Origin of the sequence: Dulcicalothrix desertica PCC 7102, assembly GCF_003991905.1 — a bacterium.
Classification (GTDB): Bacteria; Cyanobacteriota; Cyanobacteriia; order Cyanobacteriales; family Nostocaceae; genus Dulcicalothrix; species Dulcicalothrix desertica.
The window spans coordinates 246,020-265,128 of record NZ_RSCL01000008.1; the positions used below are offsets into that span (position 1 = coordinate 246,020).

The 19,109-nt window shown below is 38.5% G+C and carries 17 protein-coding genes and 1 pseudogene; 10 read left to right on the forward strand and 8 right to left on the reverse strand.

Annotated features, from left to right (window positions below; all coding sequences use genetic code 11):
- Positions 1-2: 2 nt before the first annotated feature.
- From DSM106972_RS18590 to DSM106972_RS18605, 3 genes are all read left to right on the forward strand, one after another.
- The gene (locus tag DSM106972_RS18590; protein WP_127082095.1) at positions 3-1,661 is read left to right on the forward strand and encodes an SWIM zinc finger family protein; all 1,659 of its coding nucleotides are present in this window, start codon (positions 3-5) and stop codon (positions 1,659-1,661) included.
- A gap of 481 nt (positions 1,662-2,142) precedes the next feature.
- A complete protein-coding gene (locus DSM106972_RS18595) occupies positions 2,143-3,552 on the forward strand; it encodes a reverse transcriptase family protein (RefSeq protein WP_127082096.1) in 1,410 nt (469 codons plus the stop codon).
- 263 nt (positions 3,553-3,815) lie between these two features.
- Positions 3,816-3,995, forward strand: a complete 180-nt coding sequence (locus tag DSM106972_RS18605) for a hypothetical protein (RefSeq protein WP_127082097.1) — start codon at positions 3,816-3,818, stop codon at positions 3,993-3,995.
- Positions 3,996-4,119: 124 nt separating this feature from the next.
- Here DSM106972_RS18605 and DSM106972_RS18610 read toward each other — a convergent pair whose 3' ends face one another.
- The 4 genes from DSM106972_RS18610 to DSM106972_RS18625 all read right to left on the reverse strand — a co-directional run bounded on the left by DSM106972_RS18610 (position 4,120) and on the right by DSM106972_RS18625 (position 5,982).
- Complete coding sequence (locus tag DSM106972_RS18610; protein ID WP_127082098.1) at positions 4,120-4,389, reverse strand: ParE family toxin-like protein; 270 nt, start codon at positions 4,387-4,389, stop codon at positions 4,120-4,122.
- Positions 4,386-4,604 carry a hypothetical protein gene (locus tag DSM106972_RS18615; RefSeq protein WP_127082099.1) on the reverse strand — a complete coding sequence of 73 codons (219 nt, stop codon included), beginning with the start codon at positions 4,602-4,604 and terminating at the stop codon, positions 4,386-4,388. Before DSM106972_RS18615 ends, DSM106972_RS18610 begins: the two co-directional genes overlap by 4 nt.
- Before the next feature lie 212 nt (positions 4,605-4,816).
- Entirely contained in the window at positions 4,817-5,056 is a 240-nt protein-coding gene (locus DSM106972_RS18620) for a hypothetical protein (protein ID WP_127082100.1), read from the reverse strand.
- Between the two features lie 185 nt (positions 5,057-5,241).
- A complete protein-coding gene (locus tag DSM106972_RS18625) occupies positions 5,242-5,982 on the reverse strand; it encodes a dienelactone hydrolase family protein (RefSeq protein WP_127082101.1) in 741 nt (246 codons plus the stop codon).
- A gap of 138 nt (positions 5,983-6,120) precedes the next feature.
- Between DSM106972_RS18625 and DSM106972_RS18630 the strand changes: the two genes are divergently transcribed.
- From DSM106972_RS18630 to DSM106972_RS18645, 4 genes and pseudogenes are all read left to right on the forward strand, one after another.
- The gene (locus tag DSM106972_RS18630; protein WP_127082102.1) at positions 6,121-6,726 is read left to right on the forward strand and encodes a DUF8692 domain-containing protein; all 606 of its coding nucleotides are present in this window, start codon (positions 6,121-6,123) and stop codon (positions 6,724-6,726) included.
- 283 nt (positions 6,727-7,009) lie between these two features.
- Positions 7,010-10,933 (forward strand): annotated as a pseudogene (locus tag DSM106972_RS18635) (phytase); the annotation flags it as partial.
- Between the two features lie 300 nt (positions 10,934-11,233).
- On the forward strand, positions 11,234-11,527 hold the full coding sequence (locus tag DSM106972_RS18640; RefSeq protein WP_127082103.1) for a microviridin/marinostatin family tricyclic proteinase inhibitor: 294 nt from the start codon (positions 11,234-11,236) through the stop codon (positions 11,525-11,527).
- Between the two features lie 89 nt (positions 11,528-11,616).
- Positions 11,617-12,585 carry an MvdD family ATP-grasp ribosomal peptide maturase gene (locus DSM106972_RS18645; protein WP_127082104.1) on the forward strand — a complete coding sequence of 323 codons (969 nt, stop codon included), beginning with the start codon at positions 11,617-11,619 and terminating at the stop codon, positions 12,583-12,585.
- Between the two features lie 176 nt (positions 12,586-12,761).
- Here the strand turns inward: DSM106972_RS18645 and DSM106972_RS18650 are convergent, their stop codons facing one another.
- The 4 genes from DSM106972_RS18650 to DSM106972_RS18660 all read right to left on the reverse strand — a co-directional run bounded on the left by DSM106972_RS18650 (position 12,762) and on the right by DSM106972_RS18660 (position 17,110).
- Positions 12,762-13,757: a DUF4394 domain-containing protein gene (locus DSM106972_RS18650; RefSeq protein ID WP_127082105.1), complete on the reverse strand. Its 996-nt coding sequence runs from the start codon at positions 13,755-13,757 to the stop codon at positions 12,762-12,764.
- 181 nt (positions 13,758-13,938) lie between these two features.
- Positions 13,939-15,618, reverse strand: a complete 1,680-nt coding sequence (locus tag DSM106972_RS18655; protein WP_127082106.1) for a DUF3352 domain-containing protein — start codon at positions 15,616-15,618, stop codon at positions 13,939-13,941.
- A 165-nt stretch (positions 15,619-15,783) separates the two neighbouring features.
- Positions 15,784-15,948: a hypothetical protein gene (locus tag DSM106972_RS51425; protein WP_158632842.1), complete on the reverse strand. Its 165-nt coding sequence runs from the start codon at positions 15,946-15,948 to the stop codon at positions 15,784-15,786.
- Positions 15,949-16,414: 466 nt separating this feature from the next.
- A complete protein-coding gene (locus tag DSM106972_RS18660) occupies positions 16,415-17,110 on the reverse strand; it encodes a molybdopterin dinucleotide binding domain-containing protein (protein ID WP_127082107.1) in 696 nt (231 codons plus the stop codon).
- A 190-nt stretch (positions 17,111-17,300) separates the two neighbouring features.
- Between DSM106972_RS18660 and DSM106972_RS18665 the strand changes: the two genes are divergently transcribed.
- The 3 genes from DSM106972_RS18665 to DSM106972_RS18675 form a co-directional block, all read left to right on the forward strand.
- Positions 17,301-17,621 (forward strand): DMT family transporter, encoded by a 321-nt coding sequence (locus DSM106972_RS18665; RefSeq protein WP_127082108.1) that lies wholly within the window; start codon positions 17,301-17,303, stop codon positions 17,619-17,621.
- A 100-nt stretch (positions 17,622-17,721) separates the two neighbouring features.
- A complete protein-coding gene (locus tag DSM106972_RS18670; RefSeq protein WP_127082109.1) occupies positions 17,722-18,165 on the forward strand; it encodes a PIG-L deacetylase family protein in 444 nt (147 codons plus the stop codon).
- Between the two features lie 217 nt (positions 18,166-18,382).
- Positions 18,383-19,109 (forward strand): alpha/beta hydrolase (locus DSM106972_RS18675; RefSeq protein ID WP_233787897.1); only part of this gene is annotated, 727 nt, incomplete at its 3' end.

Here is a 19,109-nt window from a genome sequence, read left to right on the forward strand (position 1 = left end):
ATATGGAATTTAACTATAGCTATAAAAAAAGCACAGAAATAGTGCAAAACGGCAGTAATACTCAAATGTCCTTCTCCCCCGACACAAAGCGTCCACCCACATACTTCATAGGTGAACTACGTCAAAACATAGCCTTTCGTGAAGCCATTATGGCTTTACACGACGTAGTAGTATCAGACCTACGCTTCAAAGCAAAAGACAAAACCGCATATAAAGAATGGCGAGCAAAACAAGACCAAATAGACTGGCAACTAGTTACAACACTACGCCAAGATATAGTAGATAGAATCCAACAACTACAAGCCGAGTCTAGCGAAATAACAAAGCGTAATTACAAACGTTGGGCTAGTTACTATGAAGCTCAAAATCGTTACCGCAAGTACTTATATGAACAAAAAAGCGATATTTTGTACATTTTTGACCCTGTAATTACCGTTCACCCCGATGAAGTATTTTTTGAGTGCTTTAGCGTTGATGAATCAAGCTACGGTCGTTTAGGCGCCAGTTACGAAATCTTCAAGAACATAAATGAATTTGCCTGTGGAACAACAAACGTAGATTATTCAGCATCACTGTACAATGAATTTCAAAAAATCCGCAGCTACAAAACAACACAGCTACAAGTTGACCCTTCAGGCTTTGAAGTTCAGACCACAAACGAAGACACCTATAAAGAAGTCAAAATAGACTTACCCGATAGCTGGGTCAGAGGTTTTCTACAAGTAAGTTCGGCAATGTGTCTACCAGCAACGCGGTTCGACTTGCATCCAATGGATATCCATAATATATGTTTTATCCTACGGCGCCATAAAGAAAAACAAGGGCCACGCAGTATCTGCTACCACCTCAAACCAGGTGAACCCGTGCGAATAGTCTTTGAACCGTGGAACATAGAGGTAGTTTGTCACCGTTCGCCTTATTTTGGTGATGCTCAAACTATTCGTATATGGGGACGCCGTCGTCTGAACATTCTCGAACGTCTTATTCCTGTAGCGAACAAGTTTACTGTTCATCTACTGGGTACAGGTATGCCATCATTTTATGTTGCCGACCTGGGTGATATGTCCTTTACCTTGGGTTTATCAGGATGGACTGCCAATGACTGGGCGGGTGCTGGTAACTTTGACTTAATGGCGCCGCGTCTAGATGTTGATGAGTGGACACAAAGAACTATTTTTAATGCACTGCGAGAAAATTGGGTAGAAGATATAGACAGTCTTTCACAACGCTTGGGTATTAGTCGTACAACATTAATGGGAGGTCTAAGTGCTTATACACAAGCAGGTAGAGTAATTTATGACTTAAACAAACAGGTGTATAGAGTCCGAGAACTTAGCCGCGAACCTTTACCAATACAGCGCTTGCGCTTTGCCAACGAACGAGAAGAAAAAGCTACACGTTTTTTAGCACAAAACGCTGTCAAAGTCGCATCTATTAACGAGCAAGACAGCATATTAACCTTAAAAGGTCGTGTCAGAGGTAAAGGCAAAACTTACACCCCATCTCTGACTATCGACAAAGATGAGCGTATTGCACAAGGTGAATGCACTTGCAGTTGGTATAAACACCACAAACTTTACAAAGGCCCATGTGAACACATGCTAGCGCTACGAATGCAATTTAGGCGCCAGTCTAAAGAAACCGGGTTTCTTCATCACTGAACACAATAATCTTAAAACAAAACGAAAAGAAACCCGGTTTCTGTAAATTTTTAGCTTACCCTCTTCCCAAAATCACTAGATTGCGATTAAGCTATAAATACAAAAAAATAAAAGTTCGCGCACAGCAGCTAGTCGTAAGTATTAACCTTGCAATCCGGACGATGTATCATCGTCCTTGCGCTGAGTCTATACATGCTTCACTAGCCAGTTCTTTACGGCGCTCCGCCACCCAGTGTCGCGGTTTGGTTTCTGTAAAACCGACGACTCTAAATGGCTAAATCCTAACAGCACCCGAGACTAGCAATCTTGGTATAATGCTTGTGGGTGGCTCCGCTGAGTAAAACTGTCTAGTCTCGGGTGATTTACGAAGGGGTTTACAAACTAGCAGATGTGCGTAATTTTTTATACAAATAATCCTGACATTTGTTAAATCTTAAAGTTAAGCTGAAAGCATTAAATATTAGTGTCTCTACTGCATAATATGAGCGACCAGCCCCGTAACCGAGAAGAGTTATACCAATACATCAGCAAAGTTGGCAGGGAAAAATTCATTCTCGAAGACATGCAACGCTACGGTTTTTGGCAAGGTGATTCACCACAAGGTTCAGAAGAAGATACTCGGCGCCAGCTGGAAATTCAACGAGAAATAAACGAACTAGGAAGACAAAGCTCAAAACTCCAAAATGAGAAACTACTGCGTGAACTATCTTTAAAGAAGCGCTTAGAAGAATCACGTCGCAGGCGTCAGGAAACCAAAGAACGCCAAGAACGAGAACGCCAAGAACGTGCAGAAGCCTGGAGACAAAGAAAAGAAAAAGAAATTCTTTACCTTGGTGAAGATGTTTCGGGTGATTTAAACAATACCGAAGGTAATGAAGAAAGATTAAACTCACTCTCATTACCAGTTTGTAATACTGCTGAACAAATAGCAGCAGCAATGGAGATCACTGTTGGTAAACTACGCTTCTTAGCATTTAACCGTAAAACTTCCACAGTCTCCCACTACATTCGCTTCAAAATGCCCAAAAAAACAGGGGGAGAACGTATCATATCGGCACCAATGCCACAATTAAAGCAAGCACAGCACTGGATATTAGCAAGTATTCTTGAAAAATTAGAACTTCATGATGCTGCACATGGTTTTCGTCGCGAACGTTCCATTGTTTCCAACGCAACTCCTCATGTAGGTGCTGAAGTAATAATTAACTTTGACTTAAAAGACTTTTTCCCCTCTATATCTTACAAAAGAGTCAAAGGACTATTCCGTTCCTTTGGTTATTCAGGCGCCGCAGCAACTATTTTTGCTTTAATATGTACTGCTGCTGAAGTCGAAGAACTAGAATTAGATGGTCAAAATTATTATGTTGCGGTCGGTGACAGGTTCCTTCCCCAAGGTTCACCAGCCAGTCCAGCCATTTCTAACTTGCTCTGTCGTCGTTTAGACCGTCGCCTAACAGAAATGGCAGAAAAATTAGGTTTTGCTTATACTCGCTACGCTGATGATTTAACCTTTTCTGCCTCTGGTGACAGCCTCAACTCTATCTGTAACATTCTCCGACGTACAGAATCCATCGTCACTCACGAAGGTTTTACAATAAACCAAGATAAAACTCGAATCCAAAGAAAATACAACCAACAAGAAGTTACAGGTGTAGTAGTTAACGAGAAACCTAGCGTTTGTAGAAAAACACTAAACAGGTTCCGCGCGACCTTATATCAAATCGAGAAATCTGGTATAGAAGGCAAACATTGGGGCAACACTTCCAACACCATTGCTGCAATTACAGGATTTGCAGATTTTGTCGCAATGGTCAACCCAGAAAAGGGAGCAGAATTCCAAGAGCAAGTAAAACGAATCAAAGAGAAACTCAAGCAAAATACGCTATCGTAAATTTTTTTGTATTCGACTTGCAAATATATGTTCTCACTAGTACATAATAATTGGATTGTAAAAATAGTAAGTTGTCTTATGAAAGCCAAAGTTATGTAGAAACTTCGGTAATTAGTTATTTAACTTCTCGTCCTAGCCGTGATGTAATTATCGCGGGACACCAACAGACTACACGAAACTGGTGGGAAAATTGTAGAGAAGCATTTAACATTATGAACCAGTCGCAATTTGTACACCAGAGGAACTATTAGAGGTTTAAACCAATGAAAGAAGACTCAATTATAGAAGAAATAAGACAAATCCGAGAAGCCCATGCCGCTAAATTTAATTACGACTTATGGGCGATTTACAAAGATATTAAAGAGAGCGAGAAGAAAAGTAAAAGAACTTATGTTTCTTATCCTCCAAAACTTATTCAAACTAATGAAACAATCAAAAATTAATAATTGTTGTAAATCGAAATGTTGTGACGGACAGGCAAGATGCGGGGATAAGAGGACGGGCAAGGATGCCCATCCCACAAGACAGACTCTTGTGAAACAGGCATCCTGCCTGTTTTAATATGCTTTACAACAACGATAATAAATATTCATATTCTGCGTGCGAACCAACCCAAAACCATATCACAGTATCACCTTCTAACTGTCCAACTGCTCGATAACTTTTACTAATTCGAGCGGAGTAAATAGGTAATTCTGGATGTACTTTTTTAAAGCGTAAACTTGGATGACTTGGGTCTTTTTTAAATTGACGGTATGCTTGCCGTGTTTGTTTTTGAACTTGCTCTGGAAGTGCAGCAAAACTCTGACGGAATTTAATTGTTGTGCGTGACTTCACAATGTTTCTGGGTCTAACTCAATAGCTTTTCCAGCATGATATTCAGCCATTGCTTCAGCGGCAAGTTTAGCCAAACCATCCTTAGAACGTGAAAATGCTTCATCCCACTTAGTTTCGTCCTCAAGTTCTTCCATAATTATCGTAGCAATAGCATTCTGCTCGTTTTCTGGCAAAGCTTTCAACCTAGCAATCGCGCTTTCAAGCAATTCAGTCATATTACCAAGATTCTAAACATATATACTATAATACTACAGTTAAGTCATGCTCCTCGCACGCTGAATACTAGCAAGTATTCTTGAAATAGAACTTCATGATGCTGCACATGGTTTTCGTCGCGAACGTTCCATCGTTTAAGTTTTTTCAAGGCACCACGTAGCTAACGCTTTTATATACAACTCTATAAGTCTTATAAATATTAAACTGCTGGCTATAGTTCTTGCTTAATTTGGTCTAATAACTCCTCATCTGAATATGAATTTTCCCAATCACCTGATAGCTTAATTCGTGCTGACTTGGCGCCACCACTTGGAGTACAAACAACCCAGTATGTATCATCTTCACCACTAACTTTAGCAGCATCGCTATTTTCCTCGTTATCAGATAATCCTGCATAAGCTTGAACGCATGACCAAGTGATACTATCTGTATCTGTAACTTCTCTTGCCATTAGTGTACCTCTCTTTTTAGGTTTTAATATATCTCTCGCTTCAATTCTAAACTTCTATCTGTATGAGGATTTTTAGGTACTGTTAAAAAGATGTTCTCTGTTTGTAAAAGAATTGGAAATATTTTTTTTTATATGTATTTTAGGAGACGGCTGGGGACAGCCGTTCCACAAGAGTTTACAAGAGTTTAGTTTAAGTTATTTTGGAAAAGTTCTAATACATGTTGCCAAGCATCGGCAGCAGCTTCTGAATTGTAACTTGCGCGCTGGTCGCAGAAAAATCCGTGGTCTGCATCGTACCGAAAAACACCATGATTTATATGGTGTTTCTTTAATTCTGCCTCGATTTGCTGATTTTGCTCTTGTGGAATAAAGGAATCTTTTGTGCCAAAAAATGCATAAACGGCGCCCTTTATTTCTGAAGTTCTGTTAATTGTCGGGGTTTCAGCACCAAGACCCGATGTAGCAATTCCGCCACCGTAGAATGAAGCCGCAGCTTTAATATCGGGTAATGTTGCAGCTAGGTAAGCAACGTGACCACCAAAACAAAAACCAATGGCGCCTATTCCCGAAGCTTTTACATTGGGTAAAGTTTTAAGATAAGCAATAGTAGCTTGAATATCGCTCATTATCTCCGGCGCCTTAGTTTGCTGCATATACTGAAAACCAAGCTGCATGTCTTCTTGAGAGTACCCAACATCAAAACCGGGAGCAACACGTTGAAACATCGCAGGTGCTATTACCACATACCCTTGTTTAGCAATTCGTTCCGTCACATCCCGAATATGACTGTTAACTCCAAAGATTTCTTGAATGACTACAACCGCTCCATAAGTTCCTGTACTAGCTGGTTGAGCGATATAAGCATCAATTTCCAAGCCATTGTTAGGTATTTTAACATGCTCAGTCTTAATTTCGACGTTTGTCATAGTATATGTGAACAAAGCAACAAGAATAATTTAATGCATTTTGGTAAACTCCTGTGAAATGCTTGTGGAATGGGCATCCTGCCCGTCCCTCCACAATCAATATAAAATAATCTAAAAACATAACTTCTTAACAATTTCATGAAAAATTATCATTTCATACTTGCAATTAACGGTATATTTTTACTCCTAGTAGTCTTATTTACAGCCTGGGCTAAACTATTAAATCTACCTACAGAAGGATTATTTTCTCCGCCAGAAAGTCCTCAATATCTAACCGATGGATTATTTACATATACATTTCAATTATTATGTTGTATACCGCCAGTAGTTTGCGCTTTCAGCTACGCATTACTAAAAAAGACTCGTCCCAAAAATCTAAACAATAATTTTATTTTATATTCAGCCTTATTAATGCTAGGCTTTTTAATCAATGAAAAATATAGAATTCATATAACACTCGTCTATGCTGGCATCCCAAAGCTTACAACTATTACTATTTACGCTCTAATCGCCTTCAGCTACGGCAAAGCATTCTGGAAAATAATAAAATCAACACCTTACCGTTTACTTTTAACTAGCATTGCTTTACTATCAATCGCAATTCTAATAGACTCACTACAACTAACTACTATTTCCACCTTCTCAGAAGGTATACCTAAATTATTTAGCGGAATAAATGCCGCACTTTATTTCTGGCTAATTTGTTACAAAGAAGTAACATACTCGCTCTCTAAAAATACTTAAAAAAGGCGCCACATCATCTGTAGGTTGGGTTACGCAAAGCCTACCCTGCGGAAAAACTCCGTTTACACCCAACCTACAACAACCTTAACCAGTACATAAACTTAAACATATCAGTATTTAAATTAACAGCTATTCAATGGTAGATACAGGGATTAATAACTAAAGTAGTTCAGATAAAAAGTTTTAAACAAAATACTACTTTAGGTAGATTTATTTTTACAACTTAGTTCAAAGTTAACCCCTGATGATTATAAACACTATCTATCACCTCTAAAAAATATTTATGGATTCATCCAATATTCGCTTTTCCCAGTTTAACGCTTCCCTTAACCGCAACAATGAAGGTGATTTAGTACGAGATTTATCGACACCCAATAATGCCCAAGCTAAAGCTGTTGCTGAAATCATTCAACGCAATAACCCAGATATCTTACTTATCAACGAATTTGACTACGTTGCGACTGACCCACTGGCGCCAGTTAAACTGCTTCAAGATAATTATCTTTCGGTAAGCCAAAACGGCGCCACCCCTGTTAATTACCCCTACGTTTACATTGCCCCTTCCAACACTGGCATAGCTTCTGGGTTTGACCTTAATAATAATGGTAGCGTCGTCACAACACCAGGCGCCCCAGGATATGGTGATGATGCATATGGGTTTGGTAACTTTCCCGGTCAATTTGGAATGTTGCTACTGTCAAAATACCCTATAGATACAGCAAATATCCGCACCTTCCAAAACTTCTTATGGCAGGATATGCCAAATTCTCTGCTTTCTACTATTGCAACTCCTGGTTCTTCCACACCTTGGTATTCACCCGAAGAACAAGCAGCTTTACGTCTTTCTTCAAAAAATCACTGGGATGTACCCATTAAAATAAATGGTGAAACCGTTCACGTTTTAGTAAGTCATCCTACACCACCTACATTTGATGGCGCCGAAGACCGCAACGGCAAACGCAACCATGACGAAATTCGTTTTTGGGCAGATTATATTACTCCCGGTGAAGGTAACTATATATATGATGATGGCGGTAAAAAGGGCGGTTTAAATGCTGGGTCTCAATTTGTAATCATGGGGGATCAAAATGCTGACCCGAATGATGGTGATAGCTTTGATAACGCCATTCTTCAAATTCTCAACAACCCGCGCGTTAACACTAATTTTATCCCTACTAGTGAAGGCGCCATACAACAAGCTGAATTACAAGGTCGTGCTAACCTTACACAAAAAGGCAACCCAGCTTTTGATACAGCAGACTTTTCAGATACTGCTCCAGGAAATCTTCGTGTAGATTATATATTGCCTTCGAGTAATTTAACTATAAATGATAGTGCAGTTTATTGGCCTGTAAATACAGACCCTGGATTTTCGCGAGTTGGCACATTTAACTCTAGTTTACCAGGAGGTTTCCCCAGTTCTGACCACCGTCTAGTATGGGCAGATGTCCAAGTTTCCCCTTCTACTAATGGTGCAACAATTCCAAATATTGGTTTTGAGGGACAAACTATAATTTCTACAGGCTTTATTCCTGAAGGCGCCGCAGGTACAATAAACGATAAACAAATACCATTAGGTGGTTTATCAGGTGTTACTTACGATGCTGTTAATAACCGCTACTATGCTATCTCTGATGACCGCTCTCAATTTGGTCCCGCGCGCTTCTATACTTTTACAACCAACCCCAATACTATTGCAACCAGTGGGGTAACTTTTACTAATGTTACTCCTATCACAGATGCGAACGGCAACTTATATCCACAATTAAGTCTTGACCCAGAAGGTATTGCCCTTACTAACAAAGATACAGTTTTCATTTCTTCAGAAGGAGAAGCGAACCCAAGTGCAGGACGTGTAACTAACCCATTTGTTAACGAATACTCTTTAACAACAGGACAGCTTATTCGCTCACTACCAGTACCTCAAAAATTCCTTCCCGTTGTCCAAGATACGAACGGTAATGGTAGAGTTGATGCGGGTGATACTCAAACAGCAGGTGTTCGCAACAACTTAGCGTTTGAAAGTTTAACTATTACTCCAGACCAAAAGTTCCTATATACAGCTACCGAAAACGCATTGTTCCAAGATGGTGCTGTTGCCACAACTACTAATGGAACTCGTTCACGCATTATTCAATACAACCTCGTTACCGGACAACCTGAAAAAGAATATTTATATAATACCGATGCTGTAGCGGCGCCTTCAAATCCAACTACAGCATTTAATACAAACGGCTTAGTAGATTTACTAGCATTAGATAGTCGTGGTACACTACTTGCCTTAGAACGTTCCTTCTCGACAGGTGCCCCAGGTACAGGTAATACTATCAAACTGTATGAAATCACTTTGCAAGGCGCCAGTGATATTAGTACATTAGATTCACTAAATAATCTTAGTAGTGATAAACTAGCAGCAATAAGACCTGTAGAAAAACGCTTGCTATTAAACTTTGATGACTTAAAGTTATCTACCGGACTCGATAACATTGAAGGTTTAGCATTTGGTGAAAAACTTGCTGACGGGCGCCAGTCTATTGTATTAGTAAGCGATAATAACTTTAGTCCTACACAATTTACCTAAATTTTAGCATTAGGCGCCGACTTGGTACCCACTGTTATCCCAACCGTCGAAACTCGTCCTGACTTAATAGATGATTCAACTTTACCATTTAGCGAACGCGCTGATGCTGACGACCCTGCCATCTACGTAAATTCCACAGATAGTCAAAAGAGCTTGGTGCTTACAAGCGTTAAAAATGGAGGTCTACGAGTTTATGATTTATCTGGAAATTTATTACAAGAAACAAATCCTGGTAATATTAGGTACAACAACGTAGACTTACAGTACGGCTTTAAGTTAGGTGATAAATCTGTAGATATAGCCGTTGCTTCTGACCGCAATAACGACAAATTAGTAATTTTCCAAATAGACCCCAACGCTAGTACACCTGGTGAATATTTAAAAGATATTACCGATAGCAGTATAGGTACTTTATTCCAAGCAGAACCCTTTGAGGCGCCATACTCACCATCCACACGAAGTGCATATGGTTTAGCTTTATATCGCAGTCCTAAAACTGATGATTATTACGCCTTTGTTAACCGCAGAACAACTGGAGATGTCGCTCAGTATAAACTAGTTGATAAAGGTAACGGCAAGATAGGCGCCGAACGAGTACGGGAATTTACTTTACCTTCACCAACAGGTGAACGTTCTCCCCAAACCGAGGGTATGGTAGCAGACCAAGAACTTGGTTATCTATATATAGGGCAAGAAGATGTTGGTATTTGGAAGTTCCAGGCAGAACCCGATGGTGGTAAAGCTGGTACTTTAGTCGATAAAGTTAAAGCTTTAGGTGGTGAGCATCTCACCGATGATGTTGAAGGATTAACCATTTACTACAGCAAAGATGGAACTGGTTATTTATTAGTATCCAGTCAAGGAGATAATACCTTTGCAGCTTACACCCGTGAAGGTAGCAATAACTTCTTGGGTAGATTTGCAGTAGGTAACAATGGGGCAATTGATAGCGTCCAAGAATCAGATGGCGCCGATGTTATTAATGTACCATTAGGCCCCGACTTCCCATTTGGTTTGTTTGTCACCCAAGATGGAAACAACCTACCTGCAAAAATTGTAGATGGTGAAAATGTCAGTTCCAACTTTAAATTTGTACCTTGGGAAAATATTGCTAACGCTTTCCCTGATGGATTAAAAATTGACACAACAAGTTATGACCCCCATCCATCTGGTATTCGTGGCACAAATGCAGATGATACTTTATTTGGCGCCAATAACGACGATAAAATCTATGGCTTTGGTGGCAACAACACTATCTATGGGGGTGAAGGTAATAACTGGATATTTACTGGCAATGGTAATAATAACCTGTATGCAGGCGCTGGAAATGATTACTTTAATGCGGGCAACGGCAATAATACCTTCTATGCAGGAGAAGGCAACAACAGTGTTTTTGCTGGTAACGGAAATAATGTTGTATATACAGGCGCCGGAAATGATTTTATTAGCTTAGGCAACGGTAACAACCTAATATATGCAGGAGAAGGAAATAACACCATAACTTCTTCGGGAATAGACACCATCTACACAGGTAGCGGTAAAGACACTTTTAAACTCGATAAAGGTACAGGTGAAGCTACTATATATGGGTTTGGCGCCAGTGACACAATTAGTTTAGGCAGTGGCTTTAATTTTAACGACATAACTATAAGTCAATTAGGTGGAGACACACAACTTCGCATCACCAACAGTAACGACCTACTAGCAACCCTAAAATGGGTACAGTCAAACACCATCACTAGCACAACCTTCGCATAGCATCCTATAATTCATGTGGCACAGGCATCTTGCCTGTGCTATGTTCAAATAAAATGCTAAAAACTTGCTTTATTTATAAAGATTTGTAACAAATGTTTGTAAAAAGCATAAAACCTCTGTGGTTACTTCTGATTTACTATTGTAATAGAGTTCTATGGAGGTAAGGTTATGTCCAATAACAATAACGACAGTATAAACTCAAAACCACCAGTACCGTTCTTTGCGCGCTATCTAGAAGGGCAGTTAAAAGATTTATCTGAAGAGGAAATGGCAGAGGTTGTGGGTGGTAGCACAGTCACAACAATGGCTTATCCTTCTGACCAAGAAGGTAGAGATGATGGAATGATGACGACTAAAAAGTATCCTTCTGACCAAGAAGATAGCGGTTTTAGCCCCATTCCTGGTGTTATTGATTTTGATTTTCAATCCAAATTTGATTTTCCAAGATTTCCAAAATTTTAGATTTAGCTAAATATTGGCACCATTTTATTTTACAGGGCTGAGTGTTAGTTAAATCTTTGGCATTCAGTCCTAAATAATATTAATTTAATATGACTGTTTTAATAATCACTCATAGTAATGATAATGAAAGTATTTCTAGGGTAATGCAGGCAGTAAAAAATCAAGGTGGTAAAGCTTTTCGTTTTAATACCGATAGATTTCCAACTGAGGCAACACTAGATATTTATTACCAAAAGGGATATGAGCGTTTAATACTTGTTGATGATACAGAGCAACTTGATTTAAGTGACGTTACATCTGTATGGTATCGGCGCCTAGCTATTGGTGCTAGAATTCCTACAACTATGGATGTGCAACTAAGACAAGCATCTATCAAAGAATCGCGCGCAACTATTCAGGGAATGATTGCTAGTATTAAAGGGTTTCATCTTGACCCTTTAGAAAATATTCGTAAAGCTGAAAATAAACAACTACAATTGCAAGTAGCACGCGAGTTAGGTATTGACACACCACGCACTCTAACTACAAATAATCCAAAAGCAGTCAGAGAATTTATACAGGAATGTAAGCAAGTTGTAACAAAAATGCTTTCGGCATTTGCTGTATACGACGAGCAAGGACAGGAAAAGGTTGTTTTTACTAATACTGTTACATCAGAAGACCTTAAAGACCTTGAATCTTTGCAATATTGTCCGATGACATTTCAAGAAAAAATTCCGAAAGCGTTAGAGTTACGAACAATTATTGTGGGTAAACATATATTTACTGCTGCCGTAGATTCGCAAGCTTTAGAAATGGCACGCGATGATTGGCGAAAGAAAGGTATTGCTTTACTTAAAGCTTGGCAATCTTATCAGTTACCTCAAGAGGTTGAAAATAAATTACTTCGGTTGATGGCTTATTTTGGGTTGAACTATGGCGCCATCGATATTATCTTAACTCCTGACGGGCACCATGTATTTCTAGAAGTTAACCCTGTTGGTGAGTTCTTTTGGTTAGAAAAATATTCTGGTTTGCCAATTTCTGATGCTATCGCAAAGATTTTGTGTTCTCGATAATTAAATTTAATTGATATTATGCAGTTTTAAATCGTTCGTAAAACCCGAAATTGTAGAGACGTGTTCACGGAGTGTCCCGCAGGGAATATATCACGTCTCTACATCCAGGCAATGTTCTTTATCAAGGTTGCTGTAATGTTAGCGTACTCTGTTGATAAAGCCCAATGCATTCTGGACTAATTTGCTGGTTGTTCCGGCATTGCTTCTTGTGTAGGTTGTTCAGGCGCCTCCATAGTCTCAGTATTATCAGTAGTTTCACTAGGTTCTTGTGTTGGCGCCTCTTGTGTACTTGGTTGAGTTTCTAAAGTTCTAGGTTTATTGTTTGGTAAGTTTGGCACAATAGCAAACCCAATAAAGCCAGTTGAAGGTAAATTACCTACTTTAGAAGCGGCGCCTTTAGATAAATCAATTGTATACAAAGTATTATCTGAGGTAGCAAAAGCAGTATTTTTACCTGATGCGTCCGTAGCTATATCAAATCCTCCAATTGGAGAGAAATTTATGCCAAGAGAACCAATAGTGCGAAGATTACCATCATTCGGTGGGTCTTGGAGTACTAAAACATCCAAGTCATAATCAATACCAAAAAGTTGAGTTGAAGTTGCACCTGCACGAGAATTTATATACCCAATCGCTGTTATATTAGGGTCTTTGCCAGAGTTAGGGTCAGATGAACCATAAGCTAAAGGTTTGTCAACATTGACAGTCCCATTATCTACGTTGGTACGAAAATTTTGGTCGTTACTACCAACAATTCGTAAACGGTCTGGTACCGGGTTAAAATCAAACCCTGATTGGAATCCACCATCAAAACTACTTGAGAGTTTACTTGCTAGCTTTGCGTCTCCGGTATCTGGGTTAATAATGTAAACATTGTCGGTATCTGTAACACCATAAAGTAACCCGTTAGCAGGACGAAAATCAATACCCTGAAGATTTCCATCAATTCCTTTGACTCGAATAGGTTTAAAGATACGACTATTTAGACCAAAGCGTACTAATGTATTGTTAGGTGTTAAACCAATAAAACTCAAACCTCTAGATATAGAAGACTTCTCTTGAGCTAAAGAAGGGTTTGTATGGAGTGCAATACTTCCAAAATTGAGTAAACTTACTAATGCACTAGTCGCAATAATGACTAACTTATTGGGTATGTTCAATTTAGCTTTCATTCAAAACTCCTTTAATTAACTATTCACAGCTGCTTTACTCGCAACTGTGAATAAGTTTGCCGGAAGCGAATGTTCACTTTAAAGTTCAAAAACTGTTCAATTTGAACAAAAATTTGCTCATTTTATAACCAATTATTATTCTTGTGGCACAGGCATACGAACTGTGCAGTCTAGTGTGAGCCTACTTGGTTTTGGATTTAAGTGATAGCAACATTTCCACTTGACTCGAAGTCTTATCAGAACTAGTAGCAGTCATACTAACTCCACGAATAGAACTTAAAAAAGCCTTTGACTGAGGGTCTATAGCATTGGCGCCAGTTGCAAATTTATTTACCAATACCATTGTTTTATCCATATCAAGGTAGAAGTAACCACCATTGGGCTTTTGTAACGAACTAGTAATTGTTTTAAAAGAATCATCACTTTCAAGTGATTTACCGTTTTGTGTTGTCAACACATCTGCTATGGGGGCGCCGAGTGCTACAAATACAGTATCTTGGTCAAGCCAACCATGTGCAACTACTGCACCTTGGTTAGGAACATCCCATTCGGTAACTTGCTTACTACCAATGTTGCGCTGCTTAACGCTGACATTTTGAGTTTTGGCAAGACTATCGAGTTTAGCAAACATTGATTTAGCTGTTTTATCATCTTTGGTATCAAATACCAAGGCGCCACCAAATCCTGTTTGTGCAAGTAATCCTTTATCAGAAGAAATTGCAGCTAATGCAAATTCACCATCCATCCAAGCGAATACTTCTTTATCTAAGTCAATATTTGCATATCTGGTGTAGGTGCGTGCGGCGCCTAAAGCTGTTTGAAGTTCAGGAAAATCTTTTGATTGGTTAAGCATTGCATCCCACCAACGGTTTACACCTTGTCCATTAATTAGAGCAAGGGTATCGGCTGGTAACGTAGAGACAATTTTGGAATTTGTTGGTTCATATTGATATACATTTAACTTGGGGTCAAGATTGGCAGTTGCCTTCATCCGTATACCAGCATCATCAATTCCAAATCCCACCACCATTGATTTAACTTGTTTGAGTGAATCTAAAGCTTTGGGTGGAATTTTTGCCATTTCTGGGTCAGATTTGATAAGTGAATCAATCATTCCTGCATAGTCAGGAATATAAAATTGAGCAACAGTGTTTTTTAAATCGGCGCCTTTACTCAAAATTTCGCTAGCACCCTGTTTACTCAGAAGCGATGGTTCACCTTTAAATGTATCGATAGCTTGTTCAACAGAACGTTTACTTGAACCATACACCACATAATTATTATCTAATATCGCAGTATATGACGGAGTATTTTTCGTATTACCTTTTATATCAGCTTTTGTTTCAATGATTGCTTCAGTAATTTTTAAGCCTTTATATTCAGTTTCTTTAGTTTTTACCTTTTTATCTACCTTCTTTGTAAAATTTAAAGCTGCAATTTTATCTTTAATCCCAATAACCATTAAAAGTTCAGGTTCGGGTTTATTAGAGGCTTTTGCTTGTGCTGGTTTCACCGGACTTGGTGGCAACACAGCAAACATAATTCCCCCTACCCAAGGCTTAATATCCTTCTCGTAAGAATAGCCTTCTTTGTCAGCGCTTTTATTAAATTCCTCTAAACCTTTAGCAAATAACTTTTGTGCCTCAGGAGTACCAAACTCTTCTATTTTTGCCCAAGCTTGAGAGTCAGTTGTAATATAACCCGCCATAATTGCCTCATCCGGAATTATTTTGGCACTAGCTAAGGCGCCAGAAGCATCACCCGAAGGTCCCTTGAGTAAAAAAGTATATGCGGCGAAGGCGCCTGCTGCTACAACTGCTGTACCAATTACAGCAACTATATATTTTGATTTTCCAGCCACTTTTATTAATCCACGCTATTTTCCTAAATTGTCAGCTGGTTTTTATAAGACAACATTGTAGGATTTTCGGATATATTTCTCATTTACATATAAATACTGATTTCTAGTGATTATATTAGTAATTTCACTTAGAATAATGCAATAATATATAAAGTTTGTAAATTATTAAATTCCAGCTTCTATAAAAGCTTCAGATAAACTTTCAGCAATTGCAAGATATTCAGCCCAATTGATGAGATAACTATACTCAAGACTATCAAATTGTGCCTTAAGAATCCCTAGAACATCACGCCACTGTTTTTCAGATTGTTTACCTTTGCCCCATAGCAATTTTTGTAACCTGGTTTTACACCTTGAATCATATACACTCTTCTTGTGGAGCGGGCATCCTTGCCCGCCCTACTCTAAAAGGACAGCCAAACACACTCATCGCATCCATATTTTGATTGCACAATTGTAACGTAAACAGGTAGAGACGCGATTTAATCGCGTCTCTACAAGGTTTCGATATTTATTCAACCTTCCAGATTGAAGGAAATGAACCACTAGTTTATAAATCACCCATAAGGCGCTTCATATAGATAATATTTGTTTTCTGGCTGGGAATAATAAAAATAAGCTGTAAAAGCTTCCAATAACTCAAAATTTATAGTATACATATACTAAATAAATATTTTTACAACTATGCAGCGTCTCCAATCAGTCATAGCATCGGCATATCCTAAAGCATCTACTAACGCCTTAAATCCTTTTCTGTATAATTCAATTGGAGTCATTTTCTTCTCCTTCTAAAAGATTAGTAGTAACTGGCAGCATATTTAAGGTGAGGTTGTTTGCTAACAGGGTCAATGACAGTCATAGTTAGCTCATTCGCCGCGCGCATTCTATTAGATTTATCCCAGTAACCATAATGAAACGGTATAAACACTAATCCAGGTTCAATATCGCCTATTTGAGCAAGCGCCATAACTTTACCTCGGCGCGATGTTACTTCTACTTTGTCTCCTTTAGAAATGTCGTATTGTTTTGCATCTTCTTGAAATATTTGTACAAAAGCATCAGGCGCCGCATTATCCCGAAAGTCCATGCGTCGTGCATAATCAATAAAAATATTAAAGTCAGCGCGCGCTTCACCTGGTGGTTTAATTGCTTGATAGGAAATATGAACGGTGCGGTCAGCGTTGGTAAATGTTCCCGTTTTCTCGCCCCAAATTGCTGCTGGTAATACGACATCAGCTAATTGAGATTTATTAATATAGGGAGTTCGTTTACCCCAAATATCTGTAATACTATCGCGCGTTTGTTTGATTGCTGTATCCGCACGTTTGGGTGAAAGCTTGGCAATTGCCTTTTTATTCCTACCAGTTAGCAATGTTTCTACAATAGCCGTTACTACTCCTAATGTTATTAAACTGACGTTTCTAAGGAATCGGCGCCGTCCTAAATTGAAAGGTTGGGTAATTCTTATAATTTTAGAGTACTTATCTAGCATTAATTTTTTATAATATTTTTTTACGTAGCTATATTAGTGTAGTATTGTGGCAATCACCACAAATAGTTTTAACAATCAGTACTAAAAGTAAAATATTTTGTTATTTAAGTTTTATGCTTCTATCTATAGAGAGAGTTGAAAAACTTACAAATAAAAAGTAAAATACGTAAATATTTAATATGTGAAACTTATGTCTTGGATTTATATCGCTATAGCTAGTTTATTTGAAATCGGATGGGCTATTACTCTTAAATACTCGGAGGGTTTTACTAAAATTGTTCCTAGTATTATTACCATAATTTTGATGATATTAAGTTTTTGGTTTCTCTCTATTGGACTAAAGACTTTACCTGTTGGTACTGCTTATACGGTTTGGACAGGTTTAGGCGCCGTCGGTACGGTTATATTAGGTGTAATTCTATTTAAAGAACCTATAGAGATACGTAGATTTTTTTGTATTGGCTTAATTCTTGCAGGAGTTATAGGGCTTAAGATTACCTCAGCGCATTAACAAGAATGGTATTATATCACAATTTATTAAAATTAAAGAAGATTTGCTACAGGTCTAAATCTATTGAAACTATTCTGTATTATCTATTAAAAATTCAAAAATGAATATAAAGATATATAACTATACTTATTTTTTCAATCACCTTGATGGTTCGTTGCAAAACTTATCGAACGAGCAACGTCAACAAATTGTTGATAAATTAGTGCAACATTTACAGTCCTTTATGCCAGAGGAAGTTTACGTTCCTCATCGTAAAGATGGACATCCAGACCATGAAGCTACTTACAACTTGGTTGCAGAAGCTATTGCTAAATCACAACTAAAAGTAGAGTTACAAGAATATCCTATTTGGATGCTTTGGCAAAATCCCTTATCATCTAATCTCAAACACGAAGATTTCACTCATGTATACCGATTGCCTATCGCTAATGTCAACGAGCGCAAAACTAAAGCAATCCAAAATTACCGCTCTCAGCTTCCTGGTATACCAAAGGGACTAATAGGACGTTTCTTTTTGCCACATGAGATTTTCTTCAAAAATTAATTGAAAGAATTAAGAATGAAAAATATTCTGAATTATTTTTAATCTTGTGGGGTGGGCATCCTTGCCCGCCCTTTATATTAGGACATTGGAACGGGCAAGGATGCCCATTCCACAAGACTATTCCACAAGACTATTCCACAAGACTATCCCACAAGACTATCTCACAAGAATATCTTATAAAGTAGATAATTAGAAAACCTATAATATTTCTACTTGCATGAACCGTAAGCGTATACTCACCTTAACCATCGCACTAGTACTAATCGCCGCTTCATGGTGGAATGTAATGGCAGCGCAAACTTCTCTAACAATCCGCCATTTCCAACGCGCGGGTGTACCTTTACTATACATGGCGCCACAATTACAAAACAGCCAAAAAGTACCAGGTGTTCTTATCGCTCATGGTTATGCTGGTTCCAAACAATTAATGCTGGGTTACGCTTACACGTTTGCACATGCTGGTTATGCTGTAATGTTATGGGATTTTGACAGCCATGCAGCAAATACGCAGCCATTACAACAAGATTCATTATCTTCAAATTTAAATGTTGCTTATACAGCATTAATTGAACAACCAGAAGTAGATAAATTACGTCTAGCAACTTTAGGTCATTCAATGGGAAGCGGCGCCGTTATGTCTGCTGCTATAGAAAATGTTAATAAATTTGCTGCCACTATTGCCGTCTCACCCACAGGTGCCAGACCCACAACAAATGCACCTCGTAATCTTCAACTGCAAGCGGGTAGTTGGGAAGGTAGATTTATTGCTAATGCACAAAGGTTATTGCAAACAGCAGGTGGAGAAAATCGGAATTTTGCAGATGGAAAAGCAAGGAATTTAATAATCATTCCCAATGCTGAACATATAACCCACATTCCGCACTTCAATTTGAAGTACAAAAGATTACAACCAAGAAAAAAGCAAAAATTCAGGATGACGAAGA